Consider the following 18,098-nt stretch of genomic DNA (forward strand, 5'->3'; position numbering starts at 1 on the left):
CACAGCCTCTGTCGCCATGAACGTAGGATCTACGTCACACCCATCCGCCCGCTACCCCCGAAAGAGGGTACTGACCGTGACGACCGGCCCGTCCCTGCTGCGCCCGCGCGATACCGACGCGGTCCGCGCTGAGCTGCGGCGTCTCGGCTCCGAGGGCGCGGTGCCGGTGATGTTCGGCGGCGAGGTGCACGACGACGCGCTGCTGATCACGGAGTTCTACGGCACCCGCGGCGGCGGTCTCCGCGGGTTGACGGTGCGCTCGATGTGCGGGCTCGGCGGGGCCAGCATGGTCTCGGGTCAGCCGCTCGCGGTGGCCGACTACCGGCACGCACCGTCCATCACCCACGACTACGACATGCCCGTGCTGTCGGAGGGCATCCGGTCGGTGCTGGCGGTACCGGTCGTGGTCGATGGCCGGGCCCGGGCGGTGCTCTACGGCGCCTACCGGTCCAGCGCACCTTTCGGCGGGCGGACCGTCGACCTGATCATGGCGTCGGCGCAGCGCCTGTCGGACGAACTGACGATCCGCGACGAAGTGGACCGCCGGCTGCGGCTGCAGCAGGCCCCGGCCGCCGACACGGCGGTCAACACCGAACACATCCGCCAGGTGCACGCCGAGCTGCGACGGCTGGCGGCCGGAAACGCGCCCGTCGCACCGAGCGATCTCGGCGGCCTCGCCGACCGGCTGGCCGAGGCCCTGGCCGGTGGGCCCGCACCGGCCGGTCCGCTCAGCCCGCGTGAACTCGACGTGCTGGCGCAGATCGCACTGGGCTGCACCAATACCGAAGCCGCCCAGCGGCTTTCCCTCAAACCCGAGACCGTCAAGAGCTATCTGCGCAGTGCCGCGACGAAACTCGGCACCCACAGCCGGCACGAGGCGGTCTCGAAGGCGCGGCAGCTGCGGCTGATTCCCTGACCGGTCAGGCCAGCGAGTCGATCCAGGCGCGGTGCAGCGCCGCGTACCGGCCGTTCTGGGCGACCAGGTCGTCGGGCGCACCGTCTTCGACGATGCGGCCGCCGTCGAGGACCAGGACCCGGTCCGCGGACTGCACGGTGGAGAGCCGGTGCGCGATCACGAGCGCGGTCCGCCCGGCCAGCACGGTCGCCAGCGCGCGCTGCACCAGCCGCTCGGTCGGGATGTCCAGCGACGACGTCGCCTCGTCGAGGATCAGCACCTTGGGGTCGGCCAGGAACGCGCGGGCGAACGCGACCAACTGGCGCTGCCCCGCCGACAGCCGCCCGCCCCGATTGGCGACGTCGGTGTCGTAACCGTCCGGCAGATTGTCGATGAACCGGTCCGCGCCAACGGCTTCCGCGGCCGCGCGGACCTCGGCGTCGGTGGCGTCGGGGCGCCCGAACCGGATGTTGTCGGCGACGGTGCCGGCGAACATGAAGTTCTCCTGCGTCACCATCACGACGTGCTGACGCAGCTCGGTCTGGGCGATGGACCGCAGGTCGATGCCGTCGAGGGTGACGGTGCCGGTCACCGGATCGTAGAAACGCGCGATGAGCTTGGCGATGGTGGTCTTGCCCGCGCCGGTGGCACCGACGAGGGCGACGGTCTGCCCGGCGGGCACCGTCAGATTCAGTTCGGGCAGCACCGGCCGCTGCGGGGTGTAGCCGAAGCTGACGCCCCGAAAAGCGATGTCGCCCTTGACCGTCGTCAGCGGCACGGGGTCGGCGGGGTCCATGATGGCCGGCTGCTGCGCGAGCACCCCGGCCAGCTTCTCGAGCGCCGACGCCGCCGACTGGAAGGTGTTGAAGAACTGCGAAATCTCCTGCATCGGTTCGAAGAACATGCGCAGGTACAGCAGGAAGGCCGTCAGCGTGCCGATCGTCATGCGGCCGTGCAGCACCAGGTAGCCGCCGTACAGCAGCACCACCGAGGTGGTGACGTTGCCGATGAGTTTGACCGCGGGCATGAACACCGCGAGCAGGGTCATGGTGCGTTCGTTGATGACGCGGTAGTCGTCGACGACGTCGTCGAAGATCTCCTGGTTGCGCGGCTCGCGCCGGTAGGCCTGCACCGCTTTGATGCCCGTCATGGTTTCGACGAACTGGACGATCACCAGCGCCGCGCGTTCCCGGACGGTGCGGTACGTCTTCGATGATTCGCGCCGGAACCAGGCGACCAGCAGCACCAGGAGCGGGAAGGCACCCAGGCACATCAGGCCCAGCCGCACGTCGAGCGTGACGAGCAGGACCGCGGTGCCGCCCAGGGTGAGTACGGCGGTGATGAGGCTGTCGAAACCCGTCGACAGCATGGTCTGGATGGCTTCGATGTCGTTGGTGGAACGGCTCACCACGCGGCCCGAGGTGTAGCGGTCGTGGAAGGCGACGTCGAGGCGCTGGAACTGCCGGAACACCCGGCGCCGCAGCTCCAGCAGCACCTTCTGCCCGATGCGGCCCGACCTGTTCAGGAAGAACAGCCGGAACGTGGCCTGCAGCACCACGACGCCACACAGGGCCGCGACGATCTGCAGCAGTTCACGGGCCGGCCCGCCCTGCAGGATCGGCGGGATGCCGTGGTCGATGCCGCGCTGCACGAGCAGCGGAACCGACAGGCGCGCACCGTTTTCGACGACGACGACCAGCGCCAGTAGTAGGACCGCGAACCGGTACGGCTTCAGCAACGATCCCAGCAGGGACCGCGCCTCACGACGCCGCGAGACGTTCTCGTCGATGGGCAGGTTCTCGACCTTGTCGACCGTCTGGCCGCGCCAGCTCTCGGTGCTCATCGCCGCCGTACCTCTTCGGACTCATCCGTCTGCTCCAGATACAGCTGCTCGAGCCGCTCGCGTTCGGCGTCCTGCTCCCAATCGCAGCTGCGCTCGCAACCGTCGTCGAGCTCGTCGTCGGCGGACAGCAGGTACCGGTATTCCGGTGCCTGCTCGAGCAATTCGGCGTGGGTACCGATGCGGGTGATGGTGCCGTCCTGCAGCAGCGCCACCCGGTCGGCCAGCAGCACGGTGGACGCACGGTGCGCCACTACGATGCCCGTCACCGACGTCAGCACCCGCCGCAGTGCGACGGTGACCTCCGCTTCGGTGTGCATGTCCAGGGCCGACAGGGTGTCGTCGAGCACCAGCAGCGAGGGCGCGGCCAGGATGGCCCGGGCCAGCGAAAGACGTTGCCGCTGACCACCGGACAGGCTCATGCCCTGCTCACCGATGCGGGTGTCGAGCCCGAACGGCAGGTCGTAGACGAATTGGGCGGCGGCGATGTCGATGGCCTCGCGAATCTCGGCGTCGGTCGCCGGGTTGTCGGCGCCGCGACCGAGGGTGAGGTTCTCGACGACCGACATCGAGAACAGCGTCGGGTCCTCGAAGGCGGTGGCCACGGCGGTCCGCAGGGCGGGCAGCGACAGTTCGCGGATGTCTCGTCCGTCGAGCAGGATCGCGCCCTCGGTGACGTCGTACAGCCGTGAGAACAGTGCGGCGAGAACCGATTTGCCGGAGCCGGTGGCGCCGACGAGCGCCAGCGTCTGCCCCGGCTCGACCGTCACCGACACGTGGCGCAGCGCCCAGTCGTCAGGTTCGGCGTCGGGGAAACGGAAGCCGACGTCACGCAGTTCCAGGTGCCCGCCGCGCGGCACGGTGGTGACCGGTCCGTCGCTGATATCCACTGGCGCGTCGAAGATCTCGGCGACCCGATTGGCGGCCGTCATGGACTCCTGCATCATCGACAGCAGGAAGCCCAGCGACGCGATGGGCCACACCAGCGACAGCATCATGGTGATGAACGCGACGAGCGTGCCCATCGTGACCTGACCGTGGCCGGCCGCGTACGCACCGAACCCGAGCACGAAGATCAGCGTCAGGTTGGGGATGACCTCGAGCAGCGTCCAGAAGCGCGCCGACACCGCCACCTTGCCGACCTCGGCGTCGTACAGGGCCGTCGCCCGCTCGTCGAACCGCTGGTAGACGTAGTCCTCGCGGCCGAACGACTTGATCACCCGCAGGCCCAGGGCCGACTCTTCGACATGCGTTGCGACATGGCCGGATTGGTCCTGCGCCTGCCGCGACAGCACGGTGAACTGCCGCTCGAACCGGAAGATCGTGACGGACACCGGCAGCACCGACGCCAGCACCACCACACCCAGCGGCCAGTACATGGTCAGCAGGATGCCGGTCACCACGATGATCTGAATCGTGTTGAGCACCAAGAACAGCAGGCCGAAGCCGAGGAATTGGCGAATGGTGCCAAGGTCGTTCATCACCCGCGACAGCAATTGCCCGGACTGCCACTGCCGGTGGAACGACATGGGCAGGATCTGCAGGCGCGCGTACAACTCCTTGCGGATGTCGGCCTCGACGCCCATGGTCGCGCGGGCCCCGAGCCAGCGCCGGATGAACCACAGCACCGCCTCGACGAGCCCCAATGTGAGCGCGGCCGAACCGAGCACCCACAGGCCCGGCTGGTCCTGGTGCCGCACCGGGCCGTCGATCACGGCCTTGGTCACCAATGGGATGGACACCGTCACGCCCAGACCGGCGAACGCCGTGAGCAGCATGGCGGCCCAGCGTCCGCGGTACGGCCGCAGATACGGCAGCAGGCGCAGCAGGTCCGCCGACGCACGTCGACGCTGCGGCACCGGAGCGATCGCCGGAGCCGAATGCAGGGGCTGGGCTACATCAGACACAACAACTTCCATGCTCGCACGTGCCACCGACATACCCGGTGCGCGGCGCCACGACCAGGTCAGATGAAACCCAGGTACCCGACCAGACCGGCCGCGGCGACCACGATCAGCGGATTCAGCTTGGTGCGCATGAAGATCACGGTGCACACCGCGGTGACGGTGTAGGCGCGCCAGTCATGGTCGGCGGCACGGCTCATGACCAGCGACGCCGCCAGGATGAGGCCGACCGTGAGCGGGGCGAAACCCTTCTCGACCGCGCGGCGCAGTTTGGAGCGTTCGGCCTTCTGCCAGATCAACGTGATGATGTAGACGAAACCGGCGGCCGGCACCACCATCGCGACCATCGAGACGACACCGCCGATGATCGCGCCGGGAATCCCGCCCTCTTTCAGGCCGGCGCCGTAGCCGACCATCGACACGATCAGGATGCTCGGGCCCGGCGCGGTCTGCGAGATGGAGAACAGGTCGGCGAACTGGTTGTCGGTCAGCCAGTGCCTGCCGTTGACGGCGTTGATGTGCATTTCCGGCAGCACGACGTTGCCGCCGCCGATGGACAGCAGCGACAGCATGCCGAACAGCCCGATGAGCTGGATGTAGGTGGAAAGCGCCGCGGTACTCATCGTGGGGTGCTCATGCTGCTGTGGCGCGATCCCGCGGCCCTGGGTCGTTGCCGCGCTCCCGCGGCCACGCCCAGATCAGACTGAGCGGGGCCAGGATCGCGAGCGTCCCCAGCAGTGGGAACCGCAGCACGCCGTTCAGCACGAAGGCGCCGGCGAACAGCAGCACCGGCACGACGCCCGTCAGGCACTTCTGGCCCGTCTTGAGCACCATCGTCAGGGTCAGGGCCACCGCGGCCGCCGACGCGCCGTGCAACACGCCCTTGACCGCGGGCACTTCCTTGAACCGGAAGTAGGCGAACGACAGCACCAGCACGATGACCAGAGGCATGGCGCACAAGCCGAATACCGCGGCGGCGGCACCGGGAAAGCCACGCATCTTGGTGCCGGCGAACACCGCCATGTTCACCTGGTTGGCGCCGGGCAGGATGCGGCACATCGTTGTGGCCGAGAGGAACTCGGCGTCCCCGAGCCAGCCCTTCTCGACGACCAGCACCTCGCGCGACCAGGCCGACAGCCCGCCGCCGAACGACGCCAGCGCGATGTGGTTGAACGTCAGGACCAACTCGAACAACGAAACCCGTTGGGCCGTCGAGTCGATCTGCTCACTCATGGACGAGCTCGGGGTCGTGCGGGAAGTCGTCTTCGCGGTGCTGCGACGAATCCAGCGGATCCGGCGGCTCGTAGTGGTGCGAGGTCTCCCAGTCGGCGTCGAACACCTGCGACAGCTGCGCGACGGCGTCCGGGTCCTTGACCATCACGCCCAGTTCGCGGCGCAGGTCGAAAGCGCTGCGGTCGATGTTCATCGAGCCCACGAGGGCCTCATGGTCATCGACGATGACCAGCTTGGCGTGCACCCGCAGGTTCTTCTGCTTGCGCACCTTCGCGCCGAACCGGCGCAGGGTCCGCAGCGAGGCGAACGTGTCGAGGATGTCCCAGTCGCTGATGCCGTGCTTGCCACCGCACAGCACATGGACATTCACGCCCCGGCCCACCGCCGCCGCGATGTGGTCGAGGATGACGGCGTCGACGTACTTCGGGTGCTGGATGCGCAGCCGGTGTTCGGCGGTGTCGATGAATTTCGCCATGTGGTAGCGGGAATTCGAATTGCTCCACAGCAGCCCGTGATACTGCGACGGCTCCCAGTCGGTGTGGGACCAGTCGGCGTCGAACACCTCGACGATCTGCGCGACGTGGTCCGGCTCGGTGGTGATGAAGCCGTAGTCCCGGGTAAGGGTGAAGTACTTCTCGCACAGGTTGAACGTCGCCACGAGCGCCGCCGTCTCGTCGACCACGATCGACTTCTCGTGCGTCACGTAGAACGTCGGATTGGACCACTGGACGTTGACACCGGCAGCCGAGAATTGTTCGAACGTCTCGTCATTGGCGCGGTCCCCGCCCGAGCGGGCCGGGTTCAGCATGACGCGCACCGCGACACCCGCCTGATGCCGCTCGATCACGGCCGCCACGAGGGACGGCTCGGTGAACGTGAATTGCTTGATGAGCAACGACTTCTGCGCCGATGCGAGGAAATCCCGCACCGGCTGCACGCCATCATCGGGTTGGACGATGACTCGCGGCGACACAGGCCCCATAAGCGCCGGATGCTAGCACCGAATAGTGGCTGCCAGACGTGCCTCCGTCAATAACAGTGGGCCATCGGGCAAGATGAGGCACATGGATAGCGGAAGCGCCTCCCCCCGCCTGCTCGTAGTCGACGACGACCCGGACGTGCTGGCCTCATTGGAGCGTGGCCTGCGGCTGTCCGGCTTCGAGGTGTCGACCGCCGTCGACGGCGCCGAAGCCCTGCGCAGTGCCACCGAATTCCGGCCGGACGCCATCATTCTGGACATCAACATGCCGGTGCTCGACGGCGTCAGCGTCGTCACCGCGCTGCGCGCCATGGACAACGACGTGCCGGTGTGTGTGCTCTCGGCCCGCAGCTCGGTCGACGACCGGGTGGCGGGGCTGGAAGCCGGCGCCGACGACTACCTGGTCAAGCCGTTCGTGCTGGCCGAGCTCGTGGCGCGCGTCAAGGCGCTGCTGCGCCGCCGCGGTGCGACGGCGACGTTCTCGTCGGAGACCATCTCGGTCGGGCCGCTCGAGGTCGACATCCCGGGCCGGCGGGCCCGCGTCAACGGCGCCGATGTCGACCTGACCAAGCGCGAGTTCGACCTGCTGGCCGTGCTGGCCGAGCACAAGACCGCCGTGCTGTCCCGCGCCCAGCTGCTGGAGCTGGTGTGGGGCTATGACTTCGCCGCCGACACCAACGTCGTCGACGTGTTCATCGGCTACCTGCGCCGCAAGCTGGAGGCCAACGGTGCGCCGCGACTGTTGCACACGGTCCGCGGCGTGGGGTTCGTGCTCAGGCAGCAGTGATGAGCGCCTGCGCGAAGAACAGAGTGCACTGATGAGCGCCTGCGCGAAGAACCGAGTGCGCTGATGAGCGCCTGCGCGAAGAACCGGCAGCGGTAGGCCGTGAACATCCTGGCGCGCGTCTTCCGTCGCACTCCGTCGCTGCAGTCGCGCGTCGCGTTCGCCACCGGTATCGCCGCGGCCATCGTGGTCGGGATCGTCGGCACCATCGTGTGGATCGGCATCACCAACGACCGCAAGGAACGCCTGGACCGGCGCCTCGACGAGGCCGCGGGGTTCGCGATCCCGTTCCTGCCGCGCGGGCTCGACGAGATTCCGCGGCCACCGCACGACGAGAACGTCGTCATCACCGCACGCCGGAACGGCCAGGTCAGTTCGAACTCGAATGTCGTGCTGCCCGAGCTGCCCGTCGGCTACGCCGATACCCAGGTCAACGGGGTCCGGTACCGGGTGCGGACGGTGCAGATCCACATGCCGGACCCGATGCTGGTGGCGGTCGGCGCCACGTACGACGCGACGATCGTCGACACCAACAATCTGCACCGCCGGGTGATCGCGTTGTGCGCGTTCGCCATTGGCGCGGCCGCCGTCGCGGGCTGGGCGCTGGCCGCGTTCGCGGTGCGTCCCCTCAAACGGCTGGCGCAGCAGACGCGCGACATCGATCCGGAGGGCCAGGACGGGCAGGCCCCGCACATCGACGTCCGCGGCGCCACCGAGGCCGTCGAAATCGCTGACGCCGTCAAGGGTCTGGTGGACCGCGTGTGGGAGGAGAAGGGCCGGACGAAGGCCGCGCTGGCGTCGGCGCGGGACTTCGCGGCGGTGTCGGCGCACGAGCTGCGCACCCCGCTCACCGCGATGCGTACCAACGTCGAAATCCTGAGCACGCTCGACCTGCCCGACGAGCAGCGCAAGGAAGTACTGAGCGACATCGTGCGCACGCAGTCGCGCATCGAGACCACACTGTGGGCGCTGGAGCGGCTGGCACAGGGCGAGCTGTCCACCGTCGATGACCATGTGCCCGTGGACATCACCGAACTCCTGGACCGCGCCGCGCACGACGCCATGCGCGTGTACCCGGACCTGGAGGTGTCGCTGGTACCGGCGCCGACGATCATCATTGTGGGACTGCCTGCCGGACTGCGGCTTTCGGTCGACAACGCGATCGCCAACGCCGTCAAGCACGGCGGTGCGTCGAAAGTTCAGCTGTCGGCGGTCAGTTCGCGCGCCGGGGTCGAGATCGCCGTCGACGACGACGGCTGCGGCGTGCCCGAAGAGGAACGCCTGAAGGTCTTCGGACGGTTCAACCGGGGTTCCACGGCGTCGCACTCGGGCTCCGGGCTGGGCCTGGCGCTCGTGGCCCAGCAGGCTGAATTGCACGGCGGCACGGCGACATTGGAGACCAGTCCACTCGGCGGGACGCGGCTGCTGCTACGGCTGCCCGGGCATCACTAGCCCGCCGCGAATGTGCAGCCGGCTCGCAATCTCCGACAATTGCCGATCTGTGTGCACGCTCGCGGCGCGGTGAACGCGGGCCTGCTCAGCCGACGGTGATCTCGACCCGCCGGTTCTTCGCGCGGCCTTCTTCGGTGCCGTTGTCAGCGATCGGGTTGGCGGAGCCGGCGCCGCGGGCCGTCATCTTCGCCGCCAGCACACCGTTCGAAACCAGCGCGGCGGCAACGGCTTTGGCCCGGGTGTCACTCAGCTTGAGGTTGACGGCGTCGCTGCCCTGGTTGTCGGTGTAGCCGATCACGGTGACCGCACCGTTCGGGCAGCCGGCCCGGATCTTGTCGGCGACCTGCACCAGCAGCCGGCGGGACTCCCCCGTCATCTGCGATCCGCCGGTGACGAAACTGATCGGGGTGCGCAGCAGTTCGGTGACGTCGGCCTGCACCTTCGCGCACGGGCCACCGGCCGGGGCCGGGGCGGGGGCGGACGTGGGCGCGGGAGCCGACGAGGGCGCCTGCGCAGGCGGCGCCACTGGACCACCCGGCGCCGGGATCTGAATGTTGTTGGCCAGCTTCGCGCCGGGGAACGACAGCGCTGCGGCGCTCTGCACCTCGCCGGCGACGTCGAGGTTGGGCGCCGTCCCCATCAGCGTGATGGTGGCGCCGTCGATGGACAGCCCGAAATCGGCGATGGCATCGGCCGCGGAGAGCACGTTGCCGATGGCCGCCATGTCCGGGGTCCCGGCGCCGTCGACGACGGTCGTCTTGTCGTTGAAGGTGGCGTTCAGCCACTGCGCTTTCACCGCGGCGGCCAGTTCGGACTTCGACCGGGTGTTGGCGAGGCTGCCCGTCAGCGTGACGGTGTTGCCGTCGCGGGTCAGCGCGAACGGCGCGGAGGTCAATTCGGGCTGCTGTGCCGGTGTCGGTACCGCCGAGGCCGCGATGGAACTCGGGGCCCGGTGCTCGTCGGAGGTGCCGAACACCACCCAGCCGACGGCGGCGACGACGGCCACCACCACAGCCAGCGCCGCCACCCTGCCGCGCGTGCCGAGGCGACGGACGCTGCCGGACGGCTCGATGACGTCAGCTGTTTCCGGCATTGCAAAACCCTCCCTGAAACACGTTCGAGCCTAGAGCCCGACAGCTGTGGGGACGGCACGTTGCCGCCATGACACGCCACAACCGCCGGGCTCTAAGCCCGACAGCAAGTCGATCAGGTCAGCGGACGCCGACGAGGTCGATGACGAAGATCAGCGTCTTGCCGGACAGGCGGTGCCCACCACCGGCGGGGCCGTAGGCCTGTGCGGGCGGGATGGTCAGCTTGCGCCGGCCGCCCACGCGCATCCCGGGGATGCCGTCCTGCCAGCCCTGGATCAGGCCGCGCAGGGGGAATTCGATGGTCTCGCCGCGGTTCCAGGAGCTGTCGAACTCCTCACCGGTGTCGTACTCGACGCCCACGTAGTGGACCGTGACGTTGCCGCCGGGCACCGCCTCGGCACCGTCGCCGACGATGACGTCCTCGATCACCAACGTCTCAGGTGCCGGGCCGTCCGGGAATTCGATCTCAGGTTTGGTGTTTGCCACGGGACCACCGTAGTCGGGCACCTGCCGCGGGTGGACAGGAACCGCACCCCTAGTGGCGGCGCAGCCGGCTCAGCAGGTCACGGAGCGTAGCGAGCTCGTCGGCGTCCAACGTGGCAAAGACGGGCGGCGCCGGGTCATCGATCTGGCCGATGCCGCGCAGCACCGCGCCACCGGCGTCCGTCAGCGACACCAGTTTGCAGCGCCGGTTCTCCGGATCCGGTTGGCGCACAACCAGTCCGCGCTCTTCGAGATCATTGATCGCGACGGTGGTGGCCGGCGCGTCCATGCCGGTCGCGGCGGCGATCTCTTTGGCCGTCATGGCCTTGGCATCCAGCCGGCGCAGAATCCGGGCCCGGCTGAAGGGCAGTCCGGTCTGCTCGACCACCGCGCGTTTCCAGCTGTCGCGGTTCTCGACCACGACGGCGGCCATGGTCTGCCAGACCTCGTCGGCCAGCGGATCAGTGGACACCGGCCGGCTCCGGCTCACGCGATCCCTCGATCAGTGGCGCCAGCCGCTCCGCGGAGCGCAGGGCACGCGGCGAGGTCGAGAAGAAGCCGAGGACGGCGACCGCGACGCCGATCGCGACGCACATCCACCACAACGGCCGGGCCTGCGTGGCGAAGTCGACGCCGCTGCCGGCCAGGGCCGAGCCGGCGATCGAACCGCACAGTGCCACACCGATACTCACGCCCACCTGGCGGCTGGTGGACGTCACCGCAGCCGCGGCGCCGGCGCGCTCCACCGGCATGCCGCTCACCGCGGCGTTGGTCACTGGCGCGTTCATCATCGCGAACCCTATGCCGTACACCGCGAAAATGACGACCACTCGCCACATGGGCGTCGTCGCCGTCAGCGTCGTCAGCATGAGGGCGGCCGAGGCCATCAGGACACCGGCGACCATCAGTGACGGCCGGGCACCGTAGCGGCCGACGATCCGTCCCGACAACGGCGAAAAAACCAGGGCACCAATGGCGATGGGCAGATAGATGATGCCGGTGTGCATGGCCGAGTAGTGCCGTTCGTTCTGCAGGTAGAACGACATCATGAACAGGAACGCGCCCCAGCCGGTCAGCGCCATCACGGCCGTGACGGTGGCGCCGGCGAACGGGATGCTGCGGAAGAAGCGCAGATCGATGAACGGGTCGTGGCGCCGGCGCTCGTAGCGCAGGAAGCCGACGAGGGCGACCGCGGCCAGCACCGCGATGGCCACGGTGCGGGGGTGGCCCCAGCCCATCCCCGGCCCCTCGATGAGGGTGAAGACCAGGCTGAACAGGAACACCACCGCGAGCCCCTGGCCGATCGGGTCGACATCGCGCATGGTGCCCGACTTGCTCTCGGGGACGAAGATCGCGGTCAGCACGATGGCGGCCAGACAGATCGGCAGGTTGATCCAGAACACCGACCGCCAGCCGACGGCGTGGATCAGCAGGCCACCGACGGTCGGGCCCAGCGCCATCGAGATGCCGACGACCGCGCCCCAGAAACCGAGTGCCCGGGCCCGTTCCACCCTGTCGGTGAAGACCTGCGAAATGATCGAGAGGGCAACAGGATTGAGCATCGAGCCGCCGATGCCCTGTACCAGGCGGGCGGCGATCAACGCGTCCGCGGTCGGCGCGAGGCTGCACAGCAGTGAACCGCACGCGAAGATCGTCAGGCCGATCTGGAACACCCGCCGCCGGCCGAACCGGTCACCGGCGGCGCCGGAGAGCATCAGCAGCGACGCCAGCACCAGCGTGTAGACGTCGACGACCCACTGCATCTGGGCGGCGCTCGCGCCGAGGTCGCGGCGGATCGACGGGATGGCGACGTTCACGATGGTGGAGTCCATCGACACGATCAGCAGACTCAGGCAGCAGGAGATCAGGATGATCGTCTTGCGCCGTGAGGTGAGCGCGTCGATAGTTGTATTCACACAACCATTGTGAAACTACAACCGTTGCCGAGGCAATGGAGTTTCGGCGTGACATTGGCGACATGGGCAGGACGCGCACGCTCGGCGCCCGCGAGCGGCCTCGAACTGCGCGCAAAAGGCGGCGTGTTGCCGTACAAACACGGCCGCTCGCGGGAAAAGAGAACGCGGCAAGCTCGCGGGAAAAGAGCGGGAAAAAGAGAAAGCCCCTCGCGCACTGTGCGCGAGGGGCCGTCTCGGTGAAACTCAGTGGTTGGGGTAGTCCCGCTCGGTGTAGCCGGTGTAAATCTGGCGCGGGCGGCCGATCTTGGTGCCCGGGTCGGCGCTCATCTCGCGCCAGTGCGCGATCCAGCCCGGCAGGCGGCCGAGCGCGAACAGCACGGTGAACATGCGGGTCGGGAAGCCCATGGCCCGGTAGATCACGCCGGTGTAGTAGTCGACGTTCGGGTAGAGCTTGCGCTCGACGAAGAAGTCGTCGGTGAGGGCGATCTCCTCCAGCGACTTGGCGATGTCCAGCAGCTCGTCGTCGCCGCCCAGCTTGCCGAGGATCTTGTCGGCCTGCTCCTTGACGATGCGCGCCCGCGGGTCGTAGTTCTTGTAGACCCGGTGGCCGAAGCCCATGAGCTTGACGCCGTCTTCGCGGTTCTTGACCTTCTTGACGAAGTCGCGGACGTCGCCGTGCTCGCTGCGGATCTTCTCCAGCATCTCCAGCACCGCCTGGTTGGCGCCGCCGTGCAGCGGGCCCCACAGCGCGTTGATGCCGCCGGAGATCGAGGTGAACAGGTTGGCCTGCGACGAGCCGACCAGGCGCACCGTCGACGTCGAGCAGTTCTGCTCGTGGTCGGCGTGCAGGATGAACAGCATGTCCAGGGCGCGGACCAGCTCCGGGTCCACCTGGTACGGCTCGGCCGGCAGGCCGAACGTCATGCGCAGGAAGTTCTCGACCAGGTTCAGCGAGTTGTCCGGGTACAGGAACGGCTGACCGACCGACTTCTTGTAGGCGTAGGCCGCGATGGTCGGCAGCTTGGCCAGCAGGCGGATGGTCGACAGCTCGACCTGCTCGGGATCCTTCGGATCGAGCGAGTCCTGGTAGTAGGCGCTCAGCGCGTTGGCCGCCGACGACAGCACCGGCATCGGGTGCGCGTTGCGCGGGAAGCCGTCGAAGAACCGCTTGAGGTCCTCGTGCAGCAGGGTGTGCCGCTGGATCTTGGTGGTGAACGCCTCGAGTTCGGCGGCCGTCGGCAGCTCCCCGTAGATCAGCAGGTAGCTGACCTCGATGAAGTTCGACTTCTCGGCGAGCTGCTCGATCGGGTACCCGCGGTAGCGCAGGATGCCGGCGTCACCGTCGATGTAGGTGATGGCGCTCTTGGTGGCCGAGGTATTGACGAAACCACCGTCGTACGTGGTGTAGCCGGTCTTGGACAGCAGCGAGCCGAGCTCGATGCCGTCCGATCCCTCGGTGGCGCGCACGATCTTGAGATCGACCTCGCCCCCGGGATACCGGAGGTTGGCTACGTCGTCAGAGCTGGAGGTGTCGGCCACTTGAACCCCTTTTGCGGTGTCGACTTGCAGTGTCGGCAGGTGAAACGTCCGGGACTAGACGGTAGTCGTTAAGAGAACTATGTGCTTGCTCGGGTCGCCATAACCCCGCTGTCAAGCATCAGTTGCGAGCCACCGAATAGCGCACGAACGCCGGCACCACCACGACCGAGATGATGACGCCGACCACCACCAGGACGCCGCCACCGGTCGCGGCCACCATGGTCCCCACCACCGCGGCGGCCGCGCCGTGCACCGCGTCAGCAATCCGCGGACCGCCCGCGACCACCACGGTGAAGACGCCCTGCAAACGGCCCCGCAGCTCGTCGGAGGCGGCTTCCTGCAGGATCGTGCTCCGGAACACCGCCGAGACCATGTCCGCGGCACCGCCGACGGCCAGCAGCACCAGGGCGATCCAGAGGAAGCCGTCCGGCCGGCCGGTCGCGTGGCCGACCGCCAGCCCGAAACCGGCCATCGCCGCGCCCCACACGACGATCGAGACGACCACCGCCAGGCCCTGCCTACGGACCCGGGGCAGCCACCCCGAGAAGACTCCGCCGGCAACCGCGCCGACCGCCATGGCCGCCGACAACAGCGCCATCGCGGTTCCGCCGGCGACCGGCCCGCCGAAGTTCTCGTGGGCCATCTGCGGGAACAGCGCCCGCGGCATGCCGAGGATCATCGCGATGAGATCGACCACGAAAGACATCAGGACGACGCGGTTGCCCGACAGGTAGCGGAAACCGTCGAGCACGGCGGCGAAGCCCCAGCGTGAAGTGTCGTCGTCGGGCGAGTGCTCCGGTGGCATCGGCGTGAGCCGGAACGTGGCCCAGATCGGCGCGATCGTGGTGAGGGCGTCGATGAAGTACAGCGTCGACAGGTCCACCCAGCGCAGCAGCACGCCGGCCAGCAGCGGGCCGATGATCGCGCCCGCCTGGAAAACCGTCATGTTGAGCGAGTTGGCGGCCGGCAGCTGCTCGGCCGGCAGCATCCGCGGGATGGCGGCCGAGCGGGTCGGTGAGTTGATGGCATAGAACGCCTGCTGCACCGACAGCAGGCACAGCACCAGCCAGACGTTGTTCAGCCCGGCGGCGGCCTGCACCCACAACAGCACCGACGCGACCGCCAGCCCGCAGGACGCGATGATCAGCAGCCGCCGGCGGTCCATCGCGTCGGCCCAGGCGCCGCCCCACAGGCCGAACACGATCAGCGGCACCACGCTGAACACGCCCGCCAGGCCGACGTACGCCGAGTTCTGCGTCAGCGCGTACAGCTGGACGGGCACCGCGAAGATCGTCAGGTTGGCGCCGATCACCGTGACGACGCTGGACCCCCACAGGCGGCGGTAGTCGGGGTTGCGCAGTGGTGTGGTGTCGGCGATCAGACCTTTCAGGGCTGGAGCCGTTCGATCCGGTCGCCGGTGATGCGAATTCTGTTGTGCACGCGGTTCTCTCGACCCTGCCAGAACTCGATCACTTCCGGGGCGATGAGGTAGCCGCCCCAGTTCGGCGGCACCGGCACCTCCGGCACGTCGGCGAATCGCTCGGTCACGTCACGCAACTGTTCCAGCAGCGCCGCCCGCGAGGCAATCGATTTTGACTGGTGCGACGCCCACGCGCCCAGCTGCGAACCACGCGGCCGCTTCGACCAGTACTCGGCGGTGTGCGCCGCGTCGACCTTCGTCACCGGACCACGGATGTGGATCTGACGGCCCAGCAGGTACCAGGGGAACGTCGCCGACGCGTAGGGCACCGCCGCCAGCTGCTCGCCCTTGTCGGAGTCGTAGTTGGTGTAGAAGGAGATGCCCGTCTCTTCGATCGATTTGCACAGCACCGACCTGGTGACGGGGTGGCCCTGCGCATCGACGGTGCCCAGCACCATCGCGTTGGGTTCGGAGACCCCGGCCTGCACCGCGTCGGACATCCAGTCGCGGAACAACGCCAGCCAGCCCCGGTCCAGCCAGTCGACGTCGAGGTCGACGCTGCCGTCCTTCTCTGTCGAGCCGTATTCGACCCGCATCCGGGCCAGATGATCTGCCGACTGCTCCACGTGATCGGATGCCATGATCGGCGACGGTACGCCCATGCGGTGACACAATGCAGACATGGCGCCCGACGCACCCCCGGACCATTCAGTATTCGTCTCGGCGGCAACAGCTTTCGCGGACCTGGTGGCACAGATCCCGGCCACGGCGTGGGACGGTCCGGGACTCGGTGACTGGGACCTGCGGGCGCTGGTCGGGCACACCTCACGGTCACTGATCACCGTCAGCACCTACCTGCGCACACCCGCCGACCGGGAGGATGTGACCGGACCGGCGCACTACTACGCGCTGATGCGCGCCTACGCCGCCGGCAGCCCCGACATCGTCGAACGCGGGCGGGAGGCCGGGCGCAATCTTGGGACGGATCCCGCGGCCACAGTCGCCGACCTGCTGGCCCAGGTGCGGACCGACCTGGACACGGCGGGCGACCCCCTGATCGCCGTGATCGGCGGCCTGGGCATCCGGCTCAGCAACTACCTGCCGACCCGGGTGTTCGAGCTGACGGTGCACAGCCTCGACATCACGCGGGCCACCGGCATCGATTTCACGCTGCCCGACGAGGCACTGCGCGACGCCACCGTGCTGGCGGCGCAGATCGCGGCGCTGACCGGTCAGGCCGCCGCAGTGCTGCCCGCGCTCACCGGACGCGGCGCTCTACCTGCCGGTTTCTCCGTCGTCTGACCGTTTGTTACCGGCCGGTAGCCATCGGTCCACGGGCTAGTGGAACAATTTCGGCATGACAGAGGCAACGTCAGTGTCGACGCCGCAGATCCCCGAGAACTTCGTCGCCGGCCTGGAAGGCGTCGTCGCCTTCACGACCGAGATCGCCGAACCGGACAAGGACGGCGGCGCCCTGCGCTACCGCGGCGTCGACATCGAGGATCTGGTGAGCCACCGCGTCACCTTCGGTGACGTCTGGGCGCTGCTGGTCGACGGTGAGTTCGGCCGGGGCCTGCCGGCCGCCGAGCCCTTCCCGCTGCACGTGCACTCGGGCGACGTCCGCGTCGACGTCCAGGCCGCGCTGCCCACCCTCGCCCCGCTGTGGGGCTTCCAGCCGCTGCTCGACATCGACGATGACACCGCCCGCGAGCAGCTGGCGCTGACGTCGGTGACGGCGCTGTCGTTCGTCGCGCAGTCGGCCCGCGGCATCTACCAGCCCGCGGTGCCGCAGCGCATCGTCGACGAATGCCCCACGGTGACAGCACGTTTCATGACCCGCTGGCAGGGCGAGCCGGATCCGCGGCACATCGAGGCCATCGACGCCTACTGGGTCAGTGCCGCCGAGCACGGCATGAATGCGTCCACGTTCACCGCGCGCGTCATCGCGTCCACCGGGGCCGACGTGCCCGCGTCACTGTCGGGCGCGATCGGCGCCATGAGCGGCCCGCTGCACGGCGGCGCCCCCGCCCGCGTGCTGCCGATGATCGAGGAGACCGAGCGCACCGGCGACGCCCGGGCCGTGGTCAAGGGCATCCTGGACCGCAAGGAAAAGCTGATGGGCTTCGGGCACCGGGTGTACCGCGCCGAGGACCCGCGGGCCCGCGTGCTGCGCGCCACGGCCAAGCGCCTGGACGCACCGCGCTTCGAGGCCGCCGCCGCGCTGGAGCAGGCCGCCCTCGCCGAGCTGCGTGAGCGCCGTCCCGACCGGGCCATCGAGACCAACGTCGAGTTCTGGGCCGCGGTGATCCTGGACTTCGCCCAGGTGCCCAGCGCGATGATGCCCGCCATGTTCACCTGCGGCCGCACCGCGGGCTGGTGCGCCCACATCCTGGAGCAGAAGCGGCTGGGCAAGCTGGTCCGTCCCGCGGCCATCTATGTCGGCCCGCAGCCGCGCCCCGCGGACTCGGTGGCCGGCTGGGACAGCATCGCGCACAGCTGACACTTCAGACCCGTTTTCTTGTCACCGATGAGAAGTAGCGTTGGAGATGGTCATAACGAATG

General features: G+C 68.5%; 17 protein-coding genes. 5 read left to right on the plus strand and 12 right to left on the minus strand.

The window, feature by feature from the left end:
- Positions 1–76 precede the first annotated feature (76 nt).
- Positions 77–916, plus strand: coding sequence for a LuxR C-terminal-related transcriptional regulator (locus ACJH7A_RS14305; protein ID WP_226520648.1), 840 nt, complete (start codon positions 77–79; stop codon positions 914–916).
- Positions 917–920: 4 nt separating this feature from the next.
- Here ACJH7A_RS14305 and ACJH7A_RS14310 read toward each other — a convergent pair whose 3' ends face one another.
- From ACJH7A_RS14310 to ACJH7A_RS14330, 5 genes are read right to left on the minus strand one after another with little or no spacing between them, the layout of a single operon-like run.
- The gene (locus ACJH7A_RS14310) at positions 921–2,738 is read right to left on the minus strand and encodes an ABC transporter ATP-binding protein (protein ID WP_406802186.1); all 1,818 of its coding nucleotides are present in this window, start codon (positions 2,736–2,738) and stop codon (positions 921–923) included.
- Entirely contained in the window at positions 2,735–4,654 is a 1,920-nt protein-coding gene (locus ACJH7A_RS14315; RefSeq protein ID WP_406802187.1) for an ABC transporter ATP-binding protein, read from the minus strand. The genes ACJH7A_RS14310 and ACJH7A_RS14315 overlap by 4 nt, the downstream gene beginning before the upstream one ends.
- Positions 4,655–4,701: 47 nt before the next feature.
- A complete protein-coding gene (locus ACJH7A_RS14320) occupies positions 4,702–5,262 on the minus strand; it encodes a chromate transporter (RefSeq protein WP_406802188.1) in 561 nt (186 codons plus the stop codon).
- A gap of 10 nt (positions 5,263–5,272) precedes the next feature.
- Positions 5,273–5,872, minus strand: coding sequence for a chromate transporter (locus ACJH7A_RS14325; protein WP_406802189.1), 600 nt, complete (start codon positions 5,870–5,872; stop codon positions 5,273–5,275).
- Positions 5,865–6,854 carry a phosphatidylserine/phosphatidylglycerophosphate/cardiolipin synthase family protein gene (locus tag ACJH7A_RS14330; RefSeq protein ID WP_133426552.1) on the minus strand — a complete coding sequence of 330 codons (990 nt, stop codon included), beginning with the start codon at positions 6,852–6,854 and terminating at the stop codon, positions 5,865–5,867. The genes ACJH7A_RS14325 and ACJH7A_RS14330 overlap by 8 nt, the downstream gene beginning before the upstream one ends.
- 73 nt (positions 6,855–6,927) lie before the next feature.
- On the opposite strand from ACJH7A_RS14330, the gene ACJH7A_RS14335 reads away from it, so the two are divergent.
- On the plus strand, positions 6,928–7,638 hold the full coding sequence (locus ACJH7A_RS14335; RefSeq protein ID WP_029104649.1) for a response regulator transcription factor: 711 nt from the start codon (positions 6,928–6,930) through the stop codon (positions 7,636–7,638).
- A 99-nt stretch (positions 7,639–7,737) separates the two neighbouring features.
- On the plus strand, positions 7,738–9,087 hold the full coding sequence (locus ACJH7A_RS14340; protein WP_226520642.1) for a HAMP domain-containing sensor histidine kinase: 1,350 nt from the start codon (positions 7,738–7,740) through the stop codon (positions 9,085–9,087).
- An 85-nt stretch (positions 9,088–9,172) separates the two neighbouring features.
- Here the strand turns inward: ACJH7A_RS14340 and ACJH7A_RS14345 are convergent, their stop codons facing one another.
- The 7 genes from ACJH7A_RS14345 to pdxH all read right to left on the minus strand — a co-directional run bounded on the left by ACJH7A_RS14345 (position 9,173) and on the right by pdxH (position 16,177).
- Positions 9,173–10,180 (minus strand): OmpA family protein, encoded by a 1,008-nt coding sequence (locus ACJH7A_RS14345; protein WP_406802190.1) that lies wholly within the window; start codon positions 10,178–10,180, stop codon positions 9,173–9,175.
- A 118-nt stretch (positions 10,181–10,298) separates the two neighbouring features.
- Positions 10,299–10,664, minus strand: a complete 366-nt coding sequence (locus tag ACJH7A_RS14350) for an FKBP-type peptidyl-prolyl cis-trans isomerase (protein ID WP_036419981.1) — start codon at positions 10,662–10,664, stop codon at positions 10,299–10,301.
- Between the two features lie 49 nt (positions 10,665–10,713).
- Positions 10,714–11,133, minus strand: a complete 420-nt coding sequence (locus ACJH7A_RS14355) for a MarR family winged helix-turn-helix transcriptional regulator (RefSeq protein WP_053856484.1) — start codon at positions 11,131–11,133, stop codon at positions 10,714–10,716.
- Positions 11,123–12,577 carry an MFS transporter gene (locus tag ACJH7A_RS14360; protein ID WP_226520640.1) on the minus strand — a complete coding sequence of 485 codons (1,455 nt, stop codon included), beginning with the start codon at positions 12,575–12,577 and terminating at the stop codon, positions 11,123–11,125. The genes ACJH7A_RS14355 and ACJH7A_RS14360 overlap by 11 nt, the downstream gene beginning before the upstream one ends.
- A gap of 243 nt (positions 12,578–12,820) precedes the next feature.
- Positions 12,821–14,116: a citrate synthase gene (locus ACJH7A_RS14365; RefSeq protein WP_226520639.1), complete on the minus strand. Its 1,296-nt coding sequence runs from the start codon at positions 14,114–14,116 to the stop codon at positions 12,821–12,823.
- A 118-nt stretch (positions 14,117–14,234) separates the two neighbouring features.
- The gene (locus ACJH7A_RS14370; RefSeq protein WP_406802205.1) at positions 14,235–15,506 is read right to left on the minus strand and encodes an MFS transporter; all 1,272 of its coding nucleotides are present in this window, start codon (positions 15,504–15,506) and stop codon (positions 14,235–14,237) included.
- Positions 15,503–16,177: a pyridoxamine 5'-phosphate oxidase gene (pdxH, locus tag ACJH7A_RS14375; protein ID WP_406775864.1), complete on the minus strand. Its 675-nt coding sequence runs from the start codon at positions 16,175–16,177 to the stop codon at positions 15,503–15,505. Before pdxH ends, ACJH7A_RS14370 begins: the two co-directional genes overlap by 4 nt.
- Before the next feature lie 40 nt (positions 16,178–16,217).
- On the opposite strand from pdxH, the gene ACJH7A_RS14380 reads away from it, so the two are divergent.
- Together ACJH7A_RS14380 and ACJH7A_RS14385 are read left to right on the plus strand one after the other, a co-directional pair.
- Positions 16,218–16,838, plus strand: coding sequence for a maleylpyruvate isomerase N-terminal domain-containing protein (locus ACJH7A_RS14380; RefSeq protein ID WP_406775863.1), 621 nt, complete (start codon positions 16,218–16,220; stop codon positions 16,836–16,838).
- A 55-nt stretch (positions 16,839–16,893) separates the two neighbouring features.
- A complete protein-coding gene (locus tag ACJH7A_RS14385) occupies positions 16,894–18,036 on the plus strand; it encodes a citrate synthase 2 (RefSeq protein WP_406775862.1) in 1,143 nt (380 codons plus the stop codon).
- Positions 18,037–18,098: the final 62 nt, after the last annotated feature.

This window comes from Mycobacterium sp. SMC-17 (assembly GCF_045310915.1).
In the GTDB taxonomy this organism is placed as follows: Bacteria; Actinomycetota; Actinomycetes; order Mycobacteriales; family Mycobacteriaceae; genus Mycobacterium.